Source organism: Streptomyces sp. RB17, assembly GCF_009604455.1.
Classification (GTDB): Bacteria; Actinomycetota; Actinomycetes; order Streptomycetales; family Streptomycetaceae; genus Streptomyces.
Map to the genome: position 1 here is coordinate 233630 of NZ_WEGL01000007.1, position 21157 is coordinate 254786.

General features: G+C 68.7%; 17 protein-coding genes, 1 tRNA gene and 1 pseudogene. 10 read left to right on the forward strand and 9 right to left on the reverse strand.

From position 1 onward, the window contains the following. Nucleotides 1–4: 4 nt before the first annotated feature. Nucleotides 5–1549, reverse strand: a complete 1545-nt coding sequence (locus SRB17_RS29545; protein WP_153543211.1) for an MFS transporter — start codon at nt 1547–1549, stop codon at nt 5–7. Between the two features lie 179 nt (nt 1550–1728). After that, complete coding sequence (locus SRB17_RS29550) at nt 1729–2376, reverse strand: TetR/AcrR family transcriptional regulator (protein ID WP_323376410.1); 648 nt, start codon at nt 2374–2376, stop codon at nt 1729–1731. A gap of 326 nt (nt 2377–2702) precedes the next feature. Between SRB17_RS29550 and SRB17_RS29555 the strand changes: the two genes are divergently transcribed. The 3 genes from SRB17_RS29555 to SRB17_RS29565 all read left to right on the forward strand — a co-directional run bounded on the left by SRB17_RS29555 (nt 2703) and on the right by SRB17_RS29565 (nt 5972). After that, nucleotides 2703–4046 (forward strand): M6 family metalloprotease domain-containing protein, encoded by a 1344-nt coding sequence (locus tag SRB17_RS29555; protein WP_153543213.1) that lies wholly within the window; start codon nt 2703–2705, stop codon nt 4044–4046. Between the two features lie 118 nt (nt 4047–4164). After that, the gene (locus SRB17_RS29560; RefSeq protein WP_153543214.1) at nt 4165–5784 is read left to right on the forward strand and encodes an IclR family transcriptional regulator domain-containing protein; all 1620 of its coding nucleotides are present in this window, start codon (nt 4165–4167) and stop codon (nt 5782–5784) included. Nucleotides 5785–5899: 115 nt separating this feature from the next. Beyond that, nucleotides 5900–5972 (forward strand) — tRNA-Arg (locus tag SRB17_RS29565). A 97-nt stretch (nt 5973–6069) separates the two neighbouring features. On the opposite strand, the gene SRB17_RS48175 is transcribed toward SRB17_RS29565, so the two are convergent. Together SRB17_RS48175 and SRB17_RS48595 are read right to left on the reverse strand one after the other, a co-directional pair. Then, the gene (locus tag SRB17_RS48175) at nt 6070–7311 is read right to left on the reverse strand and encodes a site-specific integrase (protein ID WP_153543215.1); all 1242 of its coding nucleotides are present in this window, start codon (nt 7309–7311) and stop codon (nt 6070–6072) included. Continuing rightward, a pseudogene (locus SRB17_RS48595) lies at nt 7291–7539 on the reverse strand (hypothetical protein); the annotation flags it as partial. The gene SRB17_RS48175 and the pseudogene SRB17_RS48595, both read right to left, overlap by 21 nt. 35 nt (nt 7540–7574) lie before the next feature. Here SRB17_RS48595 and SRB17_RS48180 point away from each other — a divergent pair. Together SRB17_RS48180 and SRB17_RS29575 are read left to right on the forward strand one after the other, a co-directional pair. After that, nucleotides 7575–8192, forward strand: coding sequence for a hypothetical protein (locus SRB17_RS48180; RefSeq protein WP_194294176.1), 618 nt, complete (start codon nt 7575–7577; stop codon nt 8190–8192). Further along, nucleotides 8189–8656, forward strand: coding sequence for a hypothetical protein (locus tag SRB17_RS29575; RefSeq protein ID WP_194294177.1), 468 nt, complete (start codon nt 8189–8191; stop codon nt 8654–8656). The genes SRB17_RS48180 and SRB17_RS29575 overlap by 4 nt, the downstream gene beginning before the upstream one ends. A 123-nt stretch (nt 8657–8779) precedes the next feature. Here SRB17_RS29575 and SRB17_RS29580 read toward each other — a convergent pair whose 3' ends face one another. The 5 genes from SRB17_RS29580 to SRB17_RS29595 form a co-directional block, all read right to left on the reverse strand. After that, nucleotides 8780–9367: a hypothetical protein gene (locus SRB17_RS29580; protein WP_153543217.1), complete on the reverse strand. Its 588-nt coding sequence runs from the start codon at nt 9365–9367 to the stop codon at nt 8780–8782. Further along, nucleotides 9364–11250 carry an alpha/beta hydrolase gene (locus SRB17_RS48185; protein ID WP_194294178.1) on the reverse strand — a complete coding sequence of 629 codons (1887 nt, stop codon included), beginning with the start codon at nt 11248–11250 and terminating at the stop codon, nt 9364–9366. Before SRB17_RS48185 ends, SRB17_RS29580 begins: the two co-directional genes overlap by 4 nt. A gap of 5 nt (nt 11251–11255) precedes the next feature. Continuing rightward, nucleotides 11256–11633, reverse strand: a complete 378-nt coding sequence (locus SRB17_RS45555) for a hypothetical protein (protein WP_194294179.1) — start codon at nt 11631–11633, stop codon at nt 11256–11258. A 234-nt stretch (nt 11634–11867) separates the two neighbouring features. Continuing rightward, on the reverse strand, nt 11868–13229 hold the full coding sequence (mycP, locus tag SRB17_RS29590) for a type VII secretion-associated serine protease mycosin (RefSeq protein WP_153543219.1): 1362 nt from the start codon (nt 13227–13229) through the stop codon (nt 11868–11870). A 1699-nt stretch (nt 13230–14928) separates the two neighbouring features. Beyond that, entirely contained in the window at nt 14929–15471 is a 543-nt protein-coding gene (locus SRB17_RS29595; RefSeq protein WP_323376411.1) for a hypothetical protein, read from the reverse strand. A gap of 509 nt (nt 15472–15980) precedes the next feature. On the opposite strand from SRB17_RS29595, the gene haaT reads away from it, so the two are divergent. The 5 genes from haaT to SRB17_RS48190 all read left to right on the forward strand — a co-directional run bounded on the left by haaT (nt 15981) and on the right by SRB17_RS48190 (nt 21146). Then, nucleotides 15981–18761, forward strand: coding sequence for a cyclophane-containing RiPP biosynthesis TPR protein HaaT (gene haaT, locus SRB17_RS29600; RefSeq protein ID WP_153543220.1), 2781 nt, complete (start codon nt 15981–15983; stop codon nt 18759–18761). A gap of 137 nt (nt 18762–18898) precedes the next feature. Next, nucleotides 18899–19090, forward strand: a complete 192-nt coding sequence (gene haaA / locus SRB17_RS29605) for a HaaA family cyclophane-containing RiPP peptide (RefSeq protein ID WP_153543221.1) — start codon at nt 18899–18901, stop codon at nt 19088–19090. A 13-nt stretch (nt 19091–19103) separates the two neighbouring features. Next, nucleotides 19104–20267, forward strand: a complete 1164-nt coding sequence (locus tag SRB17_RS29610; protein ID WP_153543222.1) for an FxsB family cyclophane-forming radical SAM/SPASM peptide maturase — start codon at nt 19104–19106, stop codon at nt 20265–20267. A 52-nt stretch (nt 20268–20319) separates the two neighbouring features. After that, entirely contained in the window at nt 20320–20799 is a 480-nt protein-coding gene (gene haaN / locus SRB17_RS29615; protein ID WP_153543223.1) for a cyclophane-containing RiPP N-acetyltransferase HaaN, read from the forward strand. Then, nucleotides 20796–21146, forward strand: coding sequence for a DUF397 domain-containing protein (locus SRB17_RS48190; protein ID WP_323376412.1), 351 nt, complete (start codon nt 20796–20798; stop codon nt 21144–21146). Before haaN ends, SRB17_RS48190 begins: the two co-directional genes overlap by 4 nt. The last annotated feature ends 11 nt before the right edge of the window (nt 21147–21157 follow it).

Here is a 21157-nt window from a genome sequence, read left to right on the forward strand (position 1 = left end):
CCGCTCAGTGGGCCACCACCGGCACCGGCACCTCGTCCTCCGCGCCGTCCCCCGAGGCCACGGCGGTGGCTTCCGGCTTGCCGGCGTTGACGAAGGTCACCACGATCACCGCGGCCAGCACCAGCATGCCGACGGCGAACCAGATGGCGTTGGTGTAGCCGTGCACCATGCCCTCCAGCTGGAGCAGCTGGGGCTTGGCGGCGGCGCTGTGGTCCTTGATGTACGACGTCGTCGCGGACGCGGCGATCGTGTTCAGCAGGGCCGTACCGATGGCGCCGCCCACCTGCTGCGAGGTGTTGACCATCGCGGAGGCGACACCGGCGTCCCGGGGCTCGACGCCGAGCGTGGCCAGGGACATGGCCGGCATGAACGCCGTACCCATGCCGAGACCGAGCAGCAGCATCGCCGGCAGGATCGTCGAGGCGTACGACGAACCGATCTCCAGCTGGGTCATCAGCAGCATGCCGACGGAGGCCACCAGGAAGCCGGGGCCCATCAGCAGCCGGGCCGGGAGCCGCGTCATCAGACGGGTGCCGATCTGGGTGGAGCCGATCATCATGCCCGCGATCATCGGCAGGAAGGCGAAGCCGGTCTTGATCGGCGAGAAGCCCTTCACGACCTGGAGGTAGTAGGTCAGGAAGAGGAAGGTGCCGAACATCGCGATGATCGCGATGCCGAGGGAGAGGTAGATACCGCCGCGGTTGCGGTCGGTGACCACGCGCAGTGGCAGCAGCGGGGCCTTGACCCGCGTCTCGGTGACGACGAACGCGATCAGCAGCACCGCGGAGGCGACGAACAGGCCGATGGTCGTGGCGTCGCCCCAGCCGTCGGACTCGGCGCGGGTGAAGCCGTACACCAGCGAGACCAGGCCGAGGGTGGACAGGAGCACGCCGGGGAGGTCGAGCGGGTTGCGGTTGCGGCCGCCCTCCGGCTCGCGGATGACGAAGTACGCGCCGAGCGCGGCGACCACCGCGAACGGGACGTTGACGAAGAACGTCCAGCGCCAGTTCAGGTACTCGGTGAGCACTCCGCCGAGGATGAAGCCGACGGCACCGCCGCCGCCCGCGATGGCGCCGTAGATGCCGAACGCCTTGGCGCGCTCCCTGGCGTCCGTGAACATCACGGCGAGCAGCGACAGCGCGGCCGGGGCGAGCAGGGCGCCGAAGACGCCCTGGAGGGCACGGGCACCGAACATCATCGGGCCGGTGGTGGCGGCGCCGCCCAGCGCGGAGGCGAGGGCGAAGCCGGCCAGGCCGGTGACGAAGGCGCGCTTGCGGCCCCACTTGTCGGCGATCCGGCCGCCGAAGAGCAGCAGACCGCCGAAGGCGAGGGCGTAGGCCGTGACGACCCACTGCCGGTTGCCGTCGGATATGCCGAGGTCGCTCTGGGCGGACGGCAGGGCGATGTTCACGATGGTGGCGTCGAGGACGACCATCAGCTGGGCGAGCGCGATGAAGACGAGCGCTTTCCAGCGGTTGGCGTCGCCGGCACGTGCGGCGAAGCCGGTCGGCGCGGTGGCGCCGGGAGCCTTACGGGCTGTTTCGGACATGGAGGTACCCACTTCGGGACTTCGTGACGGAAAACGAGATAGGAGAGGCAGCGAGAGAGACAGGAGGAGAAGCGGCAGGCGAACAGCGCGGCTCGTCGACGGTGACGGCCGGAAGGCCAGGCGTACGGGTGGAAGGTCAGGCGTACGGGTGGACTGGGATCGGGAGCCGAACTAATCGGTCAGCAGTCGCGCAGCTCCTTGATGGTCACGGCCGTGCCCGGCAGGGCGGAGCGGGCGGGTGCCCGCAGGCCGTCGAGGAACAGCTGAAGGTGGCGGTGGACGAAACGGTCGCCGCGCAGGCAGTCCGTGCCGGCCGGGGGCCGGCTCAGCTGGGCCACGACGATCATCAGGTCGCCGACGCCGACGTCGGACCGGAGCTGTCCGGCCGCCACGGCCCGCTCCATGACCTCCTCGACGAGCTGTTCGACGCGCTCGCGGGAGGCCTCCAGGTCGGGGTGGTGCTTGTCGAAGCTGCTGGAGATCATCGGGCACAGCGCGCTGATCCGCTCGTCGGCGGCGGCGTGCACGAACCGCTCCAGCGCGGCGAAGGCGTCCCCGGTCTCGGCGAGGGCCACCTCCGCCGCCTCGGCCGTACGGTCCATGACGGAACAGACGACCTCGCGGACGAGGGCCTCGCGGTCGGGGAAGTTGCGGTACACCGTGGCGTTGCCGACGCCGGCCCGGCGGGCGATCTCGTCGAGCGGCACGTCCGGGCCGTGCTCGACGAACATCTCCCGGGCGGCGGTGACGATCCGCTCCCGGTTGCGCACGGCGTCGGCGCGCGGCCGGGACGCCTTGCGCGGTGCGGGAACGGTCGCCGTCGGCACGGTGTACTCCTCGGTCTGCTTCGGGTCTTCGGGGTCTGCTGGGGCTCTGGTGTCTGCTGGAGCTCTGCTCGGGCGATCCGGGGAAGCCGTCCCCGTTTCGCTTGGACACATGGTTAAACGGGGAGAGCGTCCCCGGTTATTTCCCGCCCGCGAAAAGAATGCATGTGACCTGAGACACATTCACATCCCGCCGGGATTCACCCCCGTGCGGGCCCGCATTCCCACGATCGGTCTCCTCCAGCGCGCGCCCCGCATCCCACCGACACAGGGTGAGCGCAAGGGTGCAGCCGGAGACCTGTGGCTGCCGTGGAACGAAGGGTCCATGCATGCAGCCGCAGCCGCCCCGCCGCATATCCCTGTCCCGCGCAGGAACCCACCGGGCCGGCTTCGCCCGCGCCGCGCGCCCGCGCGCACGCCGTCGGATACGCCGGCGCCGGACGGCCGCTCTCGCCGCGGTGACCGCACTGACCCTGGCGGTCGGCACCTCGGCCGGGACCGGACACCTGACGGCGCCCACCACCGCCGGGCCCATCGGCACGGGCCGCTCCGCCCTCACCCCCTGCGCGGTCCAGGGCGGTGACGGCGTGGAGATGACCGAGGGCATACCCACCCCGCACGGCTACGCCCGCTCCACGGGCACGCTCCACGCCCTGACCCTGATGGTCGACTTCTCCGACGCGCCCGGGCAGGGCAGCGCCATGAACCGCTTCCACGAGTTCTTCCCGCAGACCCAGGAGTGGTTCCGCACCGCGTCGTACGGGCACCTCGACTACCGCCCGGAGACACCGATCACCACATGGCTGCGGATGCCCAAGCCCTTCAAGGGGTACGGCATAGAGCGCGGCGCGCCCTTCGACCCCGGCTACCGGCAGCTGGTGCAGGACATCGTGCACGCGGCCGACCCGAGGGTGGACTTCCGCGCATACGACATCCTCAACGTCCTCATCACCCCCAACGCCGGTCCCTCCGCCCTGGACACGGTCCTGTCCGTGACCTTCGCCGGCAACGGCGACGCCCCGGTCGCCGACGGCGTCCCCGTCGCCAACGCGTCCTTCGTCTACTCCCGCCAGGACGACGGCTCCGGCTCCTACTCCCGCACCGGCTACCGGGTGCTGCCGCACGAGAACAGCCACACCTTCGGCCTGCCCGACCTGTACACGCAGGAGGGCGGGGGCGCGGTCGGCCACTGGGACATCATGAGCGAGGACTGGGGGGCCTCCAACGACCTGCTCGGCTGGCACAAGTGGAAGCTGGGCTGGCTGGACGGCTCCCAGGTGGGCTGCGCGGCGACCCGGGGCAGCGTCGATTACGAGCTGACCCCGCTGTACAAGCCGGGCGGCGGAAAGCTCGTCCTCGTCCCCCTCGACGCGCACAGTTCCTACGTCCTGGAGGTGCGGGAGCAGGGCGGCAACGACGAAGTGGTGTGCCGGCCGGGTGTGCTGATCTACAAGGTGGACGGCACGATCGACACCGGACGCGGACCGGTCACCGTCTACGACAGCCACCAGGCCAGCGGTGGCTGCACCCGCAGCCCCAACGTCCAGGCCGAACTCTCCGACGCCCCCTTCTCCCCCGGCGAGACCTTCAAGGACCCCCGCCATGGCATCACCGTGCAGGTGGTCAGCAGGAACGGGGAGGGGACGTATCGGGTGCGGGTGACGCGGGGGTAGGGGGCTCGTGCACATCACCGGGGCACGCGGCCGGTGACGTCACAGCGCCTCGTGCACGTCACGGCACACCGGGTGGCGGTTTACCGTAGGCGTGCCCGTATGCCGTACCGGAGAGCCGATGCCCGCGAAGAGTGCCACCGCGCTGGATGCCGACGCCCGTGCCTCAGCGGGGGAAACGGTCGGGCCGCTGCTGCGCGGGGTCGGGGTGCTGCGGCGGCTGACCGAGGCGGGCGGCACGCTGAGCCCGAGCGCACTGGAGCGGGCCACGGGCCTGGCCCGCTCCACGGTCGACCGCATCACCGCGACCCTCTCCCGGATGGACTACGTCCGCCTCGACGGCCGGGACGTCGTCCTGGCCCCCCGCGTGATGGAGCTGGGAAACGCCTACCTGGCCGCCCTCCGCCTGCCCACACTCCTCGGCGCCCACGCCGACGCCCTCGCCGACGAACTGGACGAGTCGGTGTCGCTCGCGGTCGCCGACCTCGACGGCATCCGCTTCATCCACCAGGCCACCCGCCGTCGCGCGATGTCCGTCAGCTTCCGCATCGGCGACCTGCTCCCGGCCGAACGCACCGCGCCGGGCCCGCTGTTCGCGACCCAGTGGACCGAACCGGACTGGAGACGCTGGCGCGCCCGCCGCGCGGCGGACCCGACGGACGCGACGTTCCCCGCCGTACCGCCACACCAGCCGCCCGCCGACGACTCCGCGTTCCCGGAACGGGTGGAGCGGGCACGCCGGAACGACTGGGCCGTGGACGACCAGCTGATCGAACCGGGCCTGGTCGCCGTCTCCGTACCCGTACGGCACCCGGACACCGGCCGCGTGGCCTGCGTGGCGAGCGTGGTCAGCCACACCAGCCGCCACTCGGCGACCGACCTGCGCACCGCGCTCCTCCCCCGCCTTCGTACGGCGGTGGCGGCGATGGAGTCCGAGCTGCGCACCGCTCCCCCGCCCGAGCCCGGCCCGCCGCCCTCGGGCCTGGCGACCTGGACGACGGCGTCCAAGCACCAGCTGGGCCGGGACTTCGTGGAGTCCCTGGCGCGCGGCCTGACCGTGCCGGCCGCCTTCGGCGAGGGCCGCTCGGCGCTGTCCCTGAGCGAGGTGGCGCGGGCGACCGGCCTGGCCCGGGCCACGGCCCGCCGCGCACTGCTCACCCACGAACACCTCGGCCTGGCCGTGGCCCGCCCCGACCGCACCTTCACCCTCACCCCCCGCGTCCTCGACCTCGGCTTCCCGCCCCTGTCCCGCACCACACTGCCCCACCTGGCCGAGTCCCACCTCCGCTTGCTCGCGAACCGCCTGCACGAGCCGACGGCGCTGGCGGTCCTCACACCCGACGGCACGGAGATCCAGTACACGGCCGGGGCGGGCACGAGCCGCGTCCTCACGGTCCGCATCCCGGTCGGCGCCCGCCTCCCCGCCGCCGAGACCTCCCTCGGCCGCGTCCTCCTGGCGGACACTGCGACCACCCCCCTCCCCCCGCCCCTCGCCGAGGTCCGCGCACAGGGATACGCCCTGGTCGACGAGGAACTGGAATCGGGCCTGCGCTCCATCGCCGTACCACTGCGGGACCGGGCCGGCCGTGCCGTCGCCGCGCTGAACGTCGCCACCCACGCGGCCCGCCGCACCCTCGAGGCCTGCGTCCACGACGTCCTCCCCGCGCTCCGCACGACCGCCGCCCACATCGAGTCAGACCTCCACATCGCCTCCCGCTTCACCCACATCCCCGCATCCTGACCCCCACCCCAGCAGCCCGCCGCCCCACCAGGCCCACAGCCCGCCGTACCGCGCCGCCCCACCCGCTACACTGTCGATCGGCGGCTCCGTCGCCACGATCGAGCAATGCTTCGTTGCCTTCGTAGCTCAGGGGATAGAGCACCGCTCTCCTAAAGCGGGTGTCGCAGGTTCGAATCCTGCCGGGGGCACGCGGCCTGACCAGGCCATATGTATCGAACAGCCCCTCCGGGGTGATTCCCGGAGGGGCTGTTTTCATGCGTGCGGGGACAATGCGGGGACGTAACTCTAGGCGACGCCTTGGTCACCGCTGCCGCTGTCCCCGTGCGTGTCGGGCCTGACGAGGTACAGCCTCCGGCGCTGCGCAGCGGCCGCTTCCGTGGTGTCGTCGGTGGAGGACGCCTGCGGCTCCGTCTCCGAAGTCGCCTCGGCGGCAGCTGGGTTGCCGTCTCGCTCACCGCCCTTGCGGGGCACCAGGTCGACCGGGGCATCCGCGGCCTCCTTCTCGAACTGCGGCATGAGGGAGGTGTAGGTGTCCGCGGTGAGTGAGTACGAGGCATGCCCGAGGAGAGCCTGGATGGCCTTCATGGAGAGGCCGGCGGCGAGACTCAGGGAGGCCGCGCAGTGGCGAAGGTCGTGGAGGCGGACGGGCGGGAGACCGAGCCGTTTGATGAGGCGCTCGAAGGCTTGGCTGACGTTGTCGGGGTGCCAGGGGCGGCCGTCGGCCTGGGTGAAGACGTAGCCGCTGTCGACGTACGGCCCGTACTTCTTCGGGTCCTCCTTGTGCTTGCGCTCCCACTCCTCCCGCTGCGCCTTCTGCACGTCTCGCCAGGCGGTCATGAGGGCGAAGGTCGCGGAGTCGAGGGCGATGGTGCGCCGACCGCTGCGGCTCTTGGGGGTGTCCTCCCACACGCCGTAGAAGGAGTCGGAGACGAGCTGCTCGACGATGTTGGCGCGGCCCTTGGTCATGTCGACCTCGGACCAGGGCAGGCCGGTGGCCTCCCCCCGGCGCGGTGCCCGGAAGACCATGAGGTGCCACATGACGTAGAGCGGGTGCTCGGCGGCCGCGTCGAGGAACTCGCCGGTCTGCTCCGGTGTCCAGACCATGACGGGGCCGGGTTTCTCGCCGGTCTTGCGCCAGTGGGCTACGCGTTCGTCGGTCCAGACGAGGGGGTCGGGTCTGCGGTACTTGGGGATGATGACGCCGTCCGCGCAGTTCTCGGTGATCAGCTTCTCCTTGACGGCGTCACCGAGGGCTGCGGAGAGGGTGTCGAGGTACCTCTTCTGGGTGCCGGGGCCGGTGTTCTGACGGGGCTTGGCGTTGGCCACCTTCAGGGTGGCCTGGGCGGCCTTCCAGCGGGCACGCAGGTGGGGCGGTCGGGGCTTGGGAGCCTGCTTCCAGGCTTCGCGGGCGGCTGCGCACTCCGCCTTGGCCTGTTGGGCGGCGAGGCGGTTGGCGGCCTTGACCTCGTTGAAGGCCCAGATCTCCTCGAACATCGCCTGGATGTGACGGGTTCGCAGGTCGCGCATGGCGAGATGGCCGAGGGCCGGGATGTAGATGCGGTTGATGAAGTCCTCGTAGTCCCCGCGAGTGCTGCGCTTGAGGTCGACGCGCTTGTTCAGCCAGCGGCGGAGGTACTGCTCGACGGTCTCCTTGGAGTCGACGTCGATGCCACCCTGGGGCTTGTCCCAGAGCTGCTGCGCGGCCTCCTGGGCCTTCTTCTGGGTGAGGAAGCCTCCCTTGCGGGGCCGGCGGCGCTTGCCTCCGGGGCCGGGCGGGAGCTGCCCCGATCTTGGCCGCGGTTGAACCCCGAGACGACTCCAGCACCTTCAAGACGAAGGCCGGGCTCATCGCCGACTACCTCGATCTCGTCTTCGCACGGCGCCTCGTCAACGACCTGCCGTCATCGGGCGCACACCTTGACCGCGAGGCCGTCCGGCTCGTCGAGCGGCTGCGCGGCGGTGTCAGCATCGACAAACTACGCACCCTCCTCGCTGAGGAGGCCGCCGCCCTCGACTACGACTTCACCGGCATGAAGACATACGGCCTGCGCTCGAACAACAGCCGCCAGGTCCGCTATCTCCTCGCCCGCCTCACCGGCTTCGTCGAGACCGCCTGTGAGCGGGGCGACGACATGCACCGCTACCTCGACGCCCAACGCCCTTTCGAAATCGAGCACATCTGGGCCAACCACTTCGAGCGCTACCAGCCCGAGACCGGCACGCGTGCCGTTTTCGACTCTACCGCAACCGCCTCGGCGCACTGCTACTCCTGCGGAAGTCGGATAACGCCAGTTACCAGGATCTCCCCTACGAGGACAAGGTCGAGTTCTACCAACGCCAGAACCACCTCGCGGGCTCCCTCCATGTCAACTACAGAGAACGAAACCCGACCTTCAACAAGTTCGTGAAGGCATACAAGCTCGACTGGCTGCTTCGGTCGTTCCCCAAGTTCGACAGGAAAGCCATCGGTATGCGCCAGGACCTTTACCAGCGCCTGTGCGAACGCGTCTGGGATCCCGCAGTCTTCGGTAGCCGACCGGCGTCCTCGCCGCAGCCTCCTGACCGCTCACGCACCCGAACCCGTGCTCGCTACGATGTCGCGATCACCGACCTCATCGCCAAGGGACTGCTGCCAGCCAACGCAACGCTCACTGGTCGACGCCGCGGCGAACTCTTCCAGGCCCAAGTCCTCGGCGACGGGCGTATCCAGGTCACATCCGGCGAGACGTTCGGGTCCCTCTCGGCAGCAGGGGAGTTCGTTCTGCAGACCAAGTCGTGCCCCGGCTGGAACTTCTGGCACGCGCAACTCGATGGCCGCGAGGTGCGGCTCGCCGACATCCGGCGAGATGCTCTGGAAAAGGGCCTAGTCTGATGCAGACTGCGCCCAGCCGAGTTACTCCGTCTAGCAAGCAACTCTGACGCTGCCCGGATCCACGGGCCCGAATGGTGTCGTCACTCGTTCCGGGACCCACTATGCGGAAGGAACAGCACGATGTCAGTACTCCTTGCTGAGGTCCGTACCCTTTGGGGCGCGGAAGCATCCGGATACGACAGTGACCTCGATCCTGGGGTTTGATTCGTGAAGGTGGGTGGGAGTGGACACCACGAGCACAGCGTTCACCGAGTAGGGCTCGGTCTTTGAGTCGGCCGTGAGTTCGAGGACCTTGGCCTTGCTGTTATTGGGGCCATAATCAACGACCTTCCAGCCGCGCTCGGGCAGATTTTCCCGCAAGCGCTGGAATCCCTGTTTCAGCTTGTCTTCCGACACCTGGTAGATCGACCAGGGGTGGTGCATGCGGTAGAGATGATTGGGATCCTTGTCACAGAGAGAGACGCCAGCGCCCCCCTCTGTCACCTTGCCTTCTTTGATTCCGATCATGTCGAGGATCTGGCTGGAGAAATGGTTGGCCTGTGTCCTGGCTTTGTCCACGGCGAGAGTCGTCGGCTTAGGATCGTTTCCGACGCCGGTCACATCGTTGCTAGTCACGTCTTTCGAGCATCCCGTCACGAGGAGGGGTAGGGCAAGGGCCGCAGCGGCAAGAGCACGTTGACGACGTAGGGGCAGTTTCATGATCGGGTTCACTTTTCTTCCGTAACCAGGTCGTACTGACCTACGACCACCCGGGCTTGATTCTGCAAAGACCTCGAATCCTCGTCCCAGTAGCCGCTGTGCCCACTCGTATTGACCTCCATCCGATGCCCCCCGAATGCCTCGTCGGACGGAATGGTCGTGATGTAACCGGCGTTGTAGGGAACCCCGTGGTAGTACTGCACCCCCCACTTCTCTCCTCCCAGGAACTGTTTGCCGATGTAGGGCACCGGGTCGTCGCTGGCGGCCTCGGACCAGACGTGGTTGCTTCCCACGCCCAGGTCGCTCGCGTCGCCCACCAGCATGCCCGGACTGCCAGCGACCACGATGTCGTTGGCCGCGATGTGGTGTTCCTTGGTGGCAGCGCCGACGACGGTGGTGCCGTAGCTGTGGGCGATAACCGTCGTGTGGCTTGACGGCGTGCATGCTTCAGAGCCGCTGCGGGCCGTCTGCAGGCCGTCCAGGAAGTTGTTGAGCTTGGGGGCCGAGTCGTAGGCGTAGCTCTTCGAAGGGGAATCGGTGAGGATGTTCTGCGGGGCGTCGTAGCCGATCCAGGTGACGGTGGACGTGGTCTTGTCGGGTGCCATCTGGTGCGTCTGTCGCCACGTATCCGTCATCCGCTTGATGTCGCCGCCGGCATTCGCTAGCTGCGCCCCCGTCCCGGGCACATACACAGCCGTGTTGTCCGCTGTGTCCGGGTTGCCGTTGGCGATGATCGCGTGTCCGAGGCCCTTGGTGTCGAAGCCGAGTACGTACGCCTGTGGCAGGGCGGGCTTGCCGTGCGGGCCGGGCACGCCGCTTGCGTCCAACCTGGCCTGGATATCGTCCATGCCACTGAGCATGTCCCGCACCCGCACGCCGCCGGCCTTCTGCCACTGTTGCCAGATCGGGTTGACGACGGCTGAGGGAGGGTCACCGACCCGGACGTACTGCGGCGGCTCGGGTCCCAATCGCTCGTACTCCTGCGCGAACTGTGCCCGTGTTTCCGCCAGCACGATCCGGTTGGAGGTGTCGCGCACCTCCGACGGCAGGCCGTCGAGCGCGCCGATCTCGGCCGGATAGAGGGTCGCGTACTCATCGCGCTGCTCGTCGGTGAGACCGTCCCACCACTTCCTGTTCTCGGCGGGACACTTTCCGTGCGGGATCTTCTTCTCGTCGAGGTAGCCGCCGACGGTCCTTTGCACGGCCTGCATGACCTTGGCCGCGTCGATCAGCATGTCGTCGGTGACGTCGAGCCCGGCCGGAGCCTTGAGCTTGCGGAGCACGGATGCATAGCGCGCGTCGATCTCGCCTGCCTCGCGCACAGCGCTCGCGATTTGTTCCGCAACGCTCTCGGCCATGGCCTTGATGGGATTGCCGCCGCCTTCGCCCTTGCCAGGCAGGTATGGGACCGGTGCGCCCGCTCGCGCTGTGCCACCGCCCTCACCGGGGGCGAACGGCACGATAGGGCCTGCTGACGATGTGCCTGGGGCGTACGGCCCGTAAGGGACGGGCGCCGGGGTGCCGTCCTTCGCGATGGGCGGGGGATACGTCACCGAACCGTCCTCGTTCACCGTGAACTTGAGCGCCTCGGCGTCTTCCAACGCTTGCTTCAGCTTTCGCTGAGGTCCTTCCAGGTCGGCGGCGAGTGATTCCAGCGTTGTCCGGATCAGACCGCACTCGCCGTGGATGTACTGGTAGTTACGACTGAGCCGGTCCAGGTCGCCGGCCGCCTTGGTGGCCGTCTCCCCCTTCTGCGTAGACCGGACGGGAATCGTCATCTCCCGGTCGACCCGAAGTCGGGCGGCATCCGCGCGGTGACTTACCTTGCCCCATCCGCCGGCGGCGTCCCGGTACTCGGACAGCTTCAGGTCCCGAAGTTGCTGCCACGTGGACACCAACCTCACCTTGCCCAATCCGGGCGGTTGCCCACGTGAACTCCACCCACTCGGCCCCCGACGTGCTGGTCGACCTCGCCGAAGTGCTTCCCGGTCTTGGCCAGGGTTCCATGCAGCCGACCGCATTCGTCCCGAACAGCGGTGAGCCGAGCGTCCCAGGTGGCACGTATCTCATTCAGCGCGGCCGTACTGTCGAATCTCTCGGTGCCGCCCGCTAAGCCGGTGCTGGCCTCCTTGAGGTCGGTCAGACCGTTGTTGGTGGCGGTGTGCAGTTCGTCCGCCACGCCGGACGCGCTCGTCCACGGTGTCTTGCTGATCCGCAGATCGGCGTCGCCGCCCCCGGTGCCATCGCCTCCCCCGCCGTTCACGCTCGCCAACTGCATGCGGCTGCGTCCCGCATCGTCGGCGCGGGGCGGAACGCCTACGGCCTTCTCCCAGTCAAACCCCACGCGCTTGTCCTCCCCATGCCATGCGTGGCCCCTCCCCGTGTCTGGTCGTACGTCGCCGAGACGCTGCGAACGCGCTACGGCAGCGCTGCGGTGGTCAATAAGCACAGTAGTAACGCTGCGTCGAGTGCCCCATCCGTATCAGCCACCAGCCCGTCTGAGTATGCGTACTCAGACAGCGCCAGGTCCCCGATCGGAGGGGGGGACGCTGTTCGGCGGAACCGGGGGCGTGTACGGCGAAGGCGTGAACCCCTGCGCGGTGTTGTGCGCTTGGCCCGGAGTGGGTGTGGTCGTTGGGAGCGGTGATGCGGCTGTCCGACGCTTCCGGACGACGACGGCAACAGCGATCCCTACGCCGAGAAGTACGACCGCTCCGACGCCTAGGGCGATCCAGGGGGTACTGCTGTCCTGGGACGCTGCCGCAGGCGAGTTGCCACCCTTTGTCTGAGCATCGGAGCCTTCGGAGCCCGACGCATTCGGCGAAGCCGACGGAGACGCCGCTGTCTTGAAGTCCGGGAGCGGGTAGACGTCAGCCGGGCCGGGGTCGCCGGGATTCTGCAGGGCGATTCGCGGCCGCACGATGCCGTAGCCGATGGAATCGTTGCGCTTGGCCCCATCCGTGGGGGCGCCGATGGTGTTGAGCATGACGCGGAGGACCTGGTTGTTGGTCCAGTCAGGGTGCTTGGACCAGATGAGGGCCGCGCTGGCGGAGGCGATAGCCGTGGCGTCGCTGGTGCCGTCGGTCCTGCAGAAGCCTGTCGTGCTGGTGCAAGCGGCGACCATGTCTGCGCCTGGAGCGGACATGTCCACCTGAGAGCCGTACTCGGACCACGAAGTACGCCGGAGGTCCTTGCCCACCGCGGCCACGCCGACGACACCGGGCGTCGCTGCGGGATACTCGACCGGATTTCCCTTGTCGGCGCTGTTACCGACGCCCGCGAAGACCAACGCGCCCTTTCCCAAGGCGTACGTGACAGCAGCGGTCACGTCCGGCGAGCCCTCCTCCGCCGCCATCGAGATGTTGATGACCCGTGCACCCGCGTCCGCCGCGTAACGAATCGCCTTCGGGAGCACCTGGTTGAACTGCTCGATGGACGCCGCCTCGTTGGCCGCTGTTGTGGACTTCGGCATCCGTACCGGGAGTATCTTGGCCCCTGGAGCGAGCCCGAAGGCTCCGTTTCCGCCGTCAGCTGCTCCGGTCCCGGCGATAAGACCAGCCATGCCCGTTCCGTGACCGTCGTAGTCGGTGTGCTCGTCTCCTGCCTGGCCTGCGGCGAAGTCCTTTCCAGGCAGGACGCGCCCCTTCAGGTCAGCGTTGCCCGCGTCCACTCCTGTGTCGATCACGGCGACCGTGATGCCCTTGCCGGTACTTGTGCGCCACATCTGCTCCGCCTTCATGGCGTCGAGGAACCACTGCTGCGCACGCATCCCCTCCGCATACGCCGGCTGGCCCGGGGCGCCTACCAGCAGCAGGCCCAGCACGGCTGCTGCCGCGGCCTTACGGCGCCCCAATCGGGTCCTCTTGAAGAGCATGGGCTTTCCTTCGCTGTTCGCGGGCGGTCACTCGGAGGTCGGACGAGCGGAACGCTGGTCGTCCTTCCGGTTCCGCTGCTCCTTGGACTGGCGGCCGCCAGGCGTGACAGCGGTGCTGCGCGGCTGGTTGGAAGATGCCGATGACGTCACCCGCGGAGTCGCGTTGGCGCGGGTGCCGCCTGACCGCTTGGAGGTGGGCGCACCACCAGAGATGCCCCCTCGCACAGGAGCTCCCGAGCTCAGGGACCCCCGAGACGACTCCTGCGTGCTGTCGCCGACGACTCTTCCATAGGGCGAGGCGGTGCGACCACCGGGGACCCCAGCCGTGCGACCAACTGGATGGGGCGCAGGATCACCGGTGCCTGTCGTAGGACGCCCCACGGGACCGCGGGCGGTCGGGCCCTCCGCACCCACCACCGTTCCGCGGGGGATGGCCCCTGTCGGCCGGCCCGTAGAAGGCGTGGTCGGACGGCCCCCGACAATGCCGTTGCCGCCGCCGCTTGGCATGCGTCCAGGATTCGGCGTCGGGACTTCCTCGCCTGGCGCCAAGGGGGGCCGTCCGGGAATCGTCCCCCGCCCCGGTTCTGCCGGACCGGCTGGGCTTCCTACTCGTTGCGCTGGCATTCCTCCTCGTTGCAGAGGACCAGTGACGTCTCTGCCCGGCGACACCGAGCCAGTTACGGGTCTGACCGGCCCCTCCTGCCACGCAGGTGTTCTGGTGCTGCTCCCGAACGCAGGAGGGATGATCGCAGGCTGCGCTGGGACGGGGCCGTCGGCCCGACTGGCGCCAGGGAGACCACTAGGCGTGCTCGTAGGCGCGCTCGCCGCCGTGTGTGGGGCATGGGGCAACGTGCCCACGGAGTCGATGCCCATCCGGGCAGGTGGTTCAGCCTTCCCCACCGGAGGATGCTGTGACAAACCGACGTGGTCGGGCGAGGTTGGCGGGTGCGATACGGAGGCAGGGTTTGAGTGCGTTGCCGGTCCCTGGTCGGCTGCGTGCGAGGGCACGCCAGTTACCGCGGGAGCATGGCCGACGCCGCTTCTCGCCGGGCCGACGACGCTGTTGTCGCGGTCCACGGTGAGGGATGCCGACGGCGGCACGATCGCTTTCGGCGGCGGCGGAAACTTGGGCCGCTCCAACCCGTTCATCTGCGTAGCCGACCACTCGTAGGTCTGCCCCAGCTTCCGCATCTGCGCCGCCGCCTCCAGGCGGACCTTCTCCTCGTGCGCCGCCAGCGCAGCCAGCTCGCTCTTGGCCTTGGCGCTCACCGCTCCCGCGTCCGGGTCGTTGTGCGCCGCGTTCGCCGCGTCCAGGTTCGCCTGCGCGCCCTTGGTGTCGCGCGGGATCGATACCTGCGCGTGCGCGATCGCCCCGGACGCCTCCCTCAGCCACTTCCCAGCGCCTTCGCTGAAGTCACCAAGTCGCAGAGTGGAGTTGGCCAGGTCGGCGGACCAGGTGCGGAACGCGTGCGCGCCCTCGCCCTTCCATTCCACCCACTGCGGACGGACCTTGAGTTCCTCGGCGATCTTGCGAATCTCCTGGGCGGCCGCGGTGAGTCGGTCCGCGGCGGCCTGCACCATGCCGGGGTCGGCCTGGTCGAGCCACGCCAGCATCTGCTCGTGACTCATGTCCTCGAAGGACGTACCACCGCCGGATCCCTTGCCAGACATCAGAACTCCCCCGCTCCCGTCCGCCCCATCAGATCGAACCACCCGCGTCGCCACCCGCCGGCGCCGGCTTCGACGGCTGCCCCGTCTGCGTCCCGTTCCCGCTGCTGTGGGCCTTGCTCGGCCCCTCAGGGTCGTAGCCGCTGCCGTAGTCCTTCGTCGTCTCCGCGCTGATCGCCGCCATGCGGTCACGGATGTCCAGGTCGACGTTCTGGTAGCCCTTGTGCGAGGCCATAACCGCGATGCCCATGCCCTCCATGGAGTCCGACAGCAGCTTCGACAGCGTCTCCAGCTCGCTGATCACCGTCTCGTACGTGCTGAACAGCCCGGCCGCTTCTGCCCACGCTCCGGCGCCGCCCCCGAACTGATGGCGTGCGAGCTGCTCCTGCCCGATCTTGCCTGGGCCTGCCTGTGAGCCCTTCAGGTCGTGGATCAGGGCATCGACGCGCTTCTGGAAGGTGGTGAAGGACGACAGTTCCGTGGCCACATCGGCGACGGCTTCGCGTGCCACGTCGAACAGGCCGGACGCCCACGACGACGTACCCGACGTCGCCCCGCCATCGCTCGGAAGCACAACACCCTCCCCGTATCGTCAGAACAATCGACTGCTCACATCCGCACCAGCAACTTTAGCTACCAGCAGTGACAGGCCACAGTCGACCCGTAGCGGCGGGCGACCGAGAACAGGCCATCCATGTGGGGCCGCTCCGCCCGCAGCCGGGAGGCCGGCGGCTCGTCAGGCATGCCATCACCCAACACCCCGGCGTGATGGAGCGCATGAGCACTTGTACTCAGATGCGGGCGTTCGGCCGTTCTGAATGGCCGATACCCGACAGTGGGTGGCGCAGAGGTGACCTTGACCGGGTCCGTTGCGGCTGGTCCGCTTACTGACGATGTGACGTCGAGATCAGTGCGATCCGGGGGTGTGTACGTGATCTGGGTGCACCTGTATGTGCCGTGCCGACCAACCCGCTGCTCACTCCGCACGGCGACAAGAGGGGTGCCGAGGTCAGGAGCCCCGCAGGATCAAGATTCGCTGCCACCGAGACGCTCTTCGCACAGCGGGACAGCGGAGCCTGTGGCATGAGGATGCGGCGCGGAGCGGCACTCGCCGTCGTCGCCGGTGGCGGCGCGGTCACCACGATGCTCGTGGGTCTGGTGACAAACGCGGTGTCGGCGCAGTCGCATTGGCCGTCCTGGTTGGGCTGGTTACAAAGGCATCCTTGGCTGTCGTTCGTCATACTGGGGGTGATCGCGGCCGCGCTGGCCGCGATCCTTACTGTGCTGGACGATCGTCGGCCCTCGCGGCTGGACCCTGAGCCTGTGCTCCGAGCGGACGACCGGTCAGGCCCGCCCGGCGCCGCCCTGGTGCTGCGGTCGCTGCCTCGTGACACCTCGGCATTCACCAACCGGTCCGCCGAGCTGGAGTCGCTGGTCCAGTCGGTCCGTGCGGCGCAGGAGTCAGGCGAAGGTCTCCCGGTCCATGTGATCGACGGGATGCCGGGCGTCGGGAAGACCGCCTTCGCCGTGCACGCGGGCCACGTCCTGTCGGAGCGGTTCCCGGACGGACAACTCTTCGTGAACCTCAACGGGCACACACCCGGACGCAACCCAGTGCAGGCCACCGAGGCTCTGGCCTCGCTGCTCGCCGCCGCCGGTGTGCCGACGCAGCAGATCCCTGTCGGTGACGACGTCGGAGCAGTGACCGAGGCACGGGCGGCCATGTGGCGCAGCCGGCTCGCGGGGAAGAAGGCGCTGCTCATCCTCGACAACGCGGGCAGCTACCGGCAGCTGGAGCCGCTGCTCCCCGGCGAGAGCGAATGCCTGGTGCTGGTGACGTCGCGCAAACGGCTGGCCGCACAGGAGGAGGTGGTACTGCCGGTTCAGGCGCTGCCACCGGATCACGCGGTGGATCTGTTCGTACGGCTCAGTGGCCGGCCAGCCGACGCACTCGACAGGGACGTGCTCGGGGAAATGGTCCGGCTGTGCGGGTGCTTGCCGCTCGGGGTATCACTGCTCGCTGCACGACTGCGGCATCACCCCTCCTGGAGTGCTGCGGATCTGCACGCGAGGCTCGTTGAGGCCCGGGACCGGCTGGGCGAACTGCGGGCTGGGGAGCGTGCGGTCGCCGCGACCTTCGACCTGTCCTATCAGGACCTGGCAGCGGAGTTGCAGCACTTCTTCCGGACCCTCGGTCACTACCCCGGTACGGATCTCGACGCGTACGTCGGGGCGGCGCTCGCCGCGGTCACGGTGGCGGGTGCCCGCGACCAGCTCGACGCGCTCTACGACGCCCACCTGATCGACGAGCATCCGGGAAACCGTTACCGGCTTCACGACCTCCTGCGCGATTACGCCCGCGGTCTCGCTGACGAAGGAGGCAGCATGGACCACGTACAGGCCGTCCGGCGTGTGGGCACCTACTATCTGGCCGCACTCGCCGTCGCCAACGATCACATCGCCCGAAGGGGCGCGGTCGCTTCACCTCCGCCGGATGATGCCGGAGAGGTGGAAACCCCGCCCTTGGAGTCGCGCCCGGCTGCACTGAGCTGGCTGGAGGACGAGCGGCCCAACATCCTGGCCTGCATTCGGCGGGCGAACGCCCTCTCTCTGTACGACCTGGTGATCCGTCTGGCGGCAGCCATGGCGCCCTTCCTGCGGCAGGCCGGCCCCTGGGACCAGGCCGTGGGGCTGCACCGGACGGCCACCGAGGCCGCCCGGCACACCGGCGACCAGCGGGCACTGGCCGACGCGCTGACCGAACTCGGCGTCATACGACGCTTCATGGCCGCTTATCCCGAGGCGACCGAGGCCCTCAACGAGGCCGTCACGCAGTACGACGCGGTCGGCGACCACGGCGGCAAGGCTGACTCCCTAAACCAGCTCGGCATCGTCTGGTACCTGACCGCGGACAACGACGCCTCGGCCCGCGCCCAGACCGAGGCCCTGGCCCTCTACCGCGAGATCGACCACCGGCTCGGACAGGCCAACGCCCTCGCCGACCTCGGCATGGTGCGACGCCAGACCAGCAACTTCGACGCAGCCGTCGAGGCCCAGTCGGAAGCCCTGTCGCTCTACCGTGAGCTCGGCGACCGGTACGGGGAGGCCAACTCCCTGCGCGATCTCGGCGTCGTGCACTGCCTCATGGGCGAGTACGAGCAGGCCGCGCAACGGCACCTCGAGGCGTTCGGCATCTACGAAGAACTCGACGATCGTGTCCACCAGGCGTACGCCCTCAACGAGCTGGGCGTCGTACGGCGGGTCACCGGGGATCTCGACGGCGCTCGCGAGTCCCACACTCAGGCCCTGGAGTACTTCACCGAACTCGGCGAACGGTTCGGGCGCGCGACCTGCATCCGCTATCTCGGCGCACTGGACAGGCTGACCGGAGACGCGACGACGGCGAGCCGCGTGCTGGAGGAAGCCCTGGAGGCGTACCGCGATCTCGGCAGCCGCGGGGGCGAGGCCGCCTCACTCGGCGAGTTGGGGGCCGCTCGCGCGGCTGTCGGTGACCAAGATGGTGCTGTCGAGGCGTTCGATCAGAGCCTCGGCATCCTCCGCGAACTCGGCGATCGCTGTGGTGAGGCGGAGGTCCTGAACCACTGGGGAACGCTGCTGCGTACGTCCGACGACCTGGGCGCGGCGCGCCGCCGCTTCGAACAGGCGCTGGCGATGGCGCAGGCCATCCGGTGTCCGTTGGAGGAGGCACGAGCACTGGAGGGAGTAGGCCGCTGTAACTGGGTGATCGACGGCCCCGAACAGGCAGAGCGGCCCCTACGCGAAGCTCTGGCCATCTACCGGCAGTTGGGCGTGATTGCATCGGCTGATGACATCGAGCGTTTCCTGGTGTCGCAGGCCGGATGAGCCAAGCGCGTGGCCGGTTTCCCTGTGTTGCGGTGAGTGGCCGGACTGCTACGTTGCGAGCCGTTCTGTCGCCTTCAACCACTGCCGTCGCACCGCGCCCGTCCCGTCTCGGGCACGTCCTCCACGAGGAGCGTTGAATGCCGTCACGTACGTCTCTTTCCACGTCGCACGCCATGGCCCCCGCCGGTCAGCAGCCCGCCCGGGGCAACGTGGTCCTGGACCGCGTCGCCGCCCGAGTACAACAGCGCCGGTTGACCGAACAGGCTGCGACGAACCGCGTTGGCGACGGCGCCCACGCCGCCTCGCTCATCTGGCCCTGGCCGTTCTGAACACCTGACATCGATGACGAGGCTCGAAGTCGCCGTTCCCTTCCGGACAATCATCCTCAAGATCGCCAACCGCTGCAACATCGACTGTGACTACTGCTTCGTCTTCAACTCCAAGGACCAGTCGGCGCGGCACCTGCCCGCCCGGATGGGCCTGGACATAGCCCGAGCCGCAGCCCGCAGGATCGGCGAGCACGTCATGGCGCACGACCTCCCGGCCGTCCATGTCGTACTGCACGGCGGAGAACCGCTGCTCGCCGGTGTCCGGCACATGGCCGACCTCCTCGCTGCTGTTCGGGAGAGGATTCCGGCGAGCACCGAGGTGCACTTCGAGCTCCAGACCAACGCGACACTTCTCTCCGAGACGTGGCTGGACCTCTTCGAGCAGTACGGCGTGGTGGTGGGCGTCAGTCTCGACGGGCCGCCGGCCGCGAACGACCGGCACCGGCTCACCCACCACGGGCGATCCAGCTCGGCCTCCACCGTGCGCGGCATCGAACTCCTGCGATCCCGGCCGCACCTGTTCGCCGGACTGCTCGCCGTCGTGGACCTGGCCAACGACCCGGTCGAGGTCCACGACTACCTGGCCTCCTTCGAGCCCCCTGTGATCGACTTCGGCTTCCCACACGGGACCCACGACGATCCACCCCACCGCAACGACCCGAGCGTGCCCGAGTACGGGCTCTGGATGAGCCAGGTCTATGACGCCTGGCTCGACCGCCCGGACCACCAGCACAGCGTCCGGATGCTGGAGGACATCGTCGCGCTGAACTCCGGCGTGCGCAGCTCGGTGGAGACGCTCGGGCTGGCTCCACCCACCAGCGTCGTGATCGAGTCCGACGGCAGCATCGAGGGCGTGGACACCCTCCGCTCCGTCGAGGAGGGCGCCACCAGCCTCGGGCTCGACGTCTTCAACGACTCCTTCGACACTGCCGTCCGCCACCCCAAGCTCCGGCACCGCCAGCAGGAGGGCACGGTCGCACTCGCCGAGGAGTGCCAGAGTTGTCCCCTGGTGGCGGTGTGCGGCGGCGGATACCTGCCGCACCGCTTCAGCACAGACCGTGGGTACCGCAACCCGTCCGTCTACTGCGCGGACCTGGCGTATCTCATTCGGCACGTCCAGGGTTCTCTACAGGGGTACGGCTGGGTGCTGGATGCTGCTGCGCCGGCCGCCCCCTGACCGCACCGCAGCCCGCCCGAGGCTCACCCCGCACGAGAGGAGCTGTACGCCGATGACCGTAACGATCCGGCCGGCCGAGAAGAACGACATCCGACAGCTGGCCAGGCTGATCGAGGAGATCGAGCGGTTCTACGGCACTGCGGATGCCGACATCCAGCCGTTCGACGAGCGTCAGGCACAGGTCGAGGAGGCGCTCTTCGGGTCGCCGCCTCTGGCTTCCGCCCTGGTGGTCGAGGACGAGGCGGGCGACATCGTGGGCCTCGCCGCGTACTCGTTCCTCTGGCCGAGCGCCGGTTCCACCCACTCCCTCTTCCTCAAGGAGCTGTACGTCCGTGACACCCTGCGCCGGCAGGGCATTGGCGCCCAGCTGATGAGCGAACTCCGTGACCTGGCTACGGCACGCCCCGGTTGCACCCGCCTGGAATGGATGACCGACCGAGTGAACTCGGACGCGCGCACCTTCTACCGATCGCTCGGGTTCGAGGAGGACAACGAGAAGATCGTCTACCGGATCGGCACCAGCACGACGTGAGTCTCTGGAAGGCATCGCTGAACTCTCAGCACACGCCGCGGAGTGCCTGGCGCAAGAGTTCGTACAGCGGGAACGAGGACTCGTACTGCGTCGAAGTCGCCGACTTCTCCAACGAGGTCGGCGTCCCGGACTCCAAGAACCCAGACGGGCCCGAGCTACTCTTCGGTATGCCCGACTGGGCAGGCTTCGTCGCAGCTGTCGGGGTGGGACACCTCGGCTCCTTGCTCAAGCCCGGCCGCGTGGGCAGCGAGCATGGTCACGCGATTGAACGAGGTGTCGGCACCGATGCAACTGAGGACGCGGGCGTCACCCTGCAGAAAGCCGCGCAGGCTGTCAACCAAATGTGACGACCGAGAGG

Excerpts from the sequence above, each read along its gene's own strand:
- haaA (WP_153543221.1), top strand. The coding sequence starts at position 18,899 with ATGCCGTCACGTACGTCTCTTTCCACGTCGCACGCCATGGCCCCCGCC.
- SRB17_RS29545 (WP_153543211.1), bottom strand. The coding sequence starts at position 1,549 with ATGTCCGAAACAGCCCGTAAGGCTCCCGGCGCCACCGCGCCGACCGGC.
- haaN (WP_153543223.1), top strand. The coding sequence starts at position 20,320 with ATGACCGTAACGATCCGGCCGGCCGAGAAGAACGACATCCGACAGCTG.
- SRB17_RS48175 (WP_153543215.1), bottom strand. The coding sequence starts at position 7,311 with ATGCGCGACCTGCGAACCCGTCACATCCAGGCGATGTTCGAGGAGATC.
- haaT (WP_153543220.1), top strand. The coding sequence starts at position 15,981 with ATGAGGATGCGGCGCGGAGCGGCACTCGCCGTCGTCGCCGGTGGCGGC.
- SRB17_RS29555 (WP_153543213.1), top strand. The coding sequence starts at position 2,703 with ATGCAGCCGCAGCCGCCCCGCCGCATATCCCTGTCCCGCGCAGGAACC.
- mycP (WP_153543219.1), bottom strand. The coding sequence starts at position 13,229 with ATGCTCTTCAAGAGGACCCGATTGGGGCGCCGTAAGGCCGCGGCAGCA.
- SRB17_RS45555 (WP_194294179.1), bottom strand. The coding sequence starts at position 11,633 with ATGCAGTTGGCGAGCGTGAACGGCGGGGGAGGCGATGGCACCGGGGGC.
- SRB17_RS29610 (WP_153543222.1), top strand. The coding sequence starts at position 19,104 with ATGACGAGGCTCGAAGTCGCCGTTCCCTTCCGGACAATCATCCTCAAG.
- SRB17_RS29560 (WP_153543214.1), top strand. The coding sequence starts at position 4,165 with ATGCCCGCGAAGAGTGCCACCGCGCTGGATGCCGACGCCCGTGCCTCA.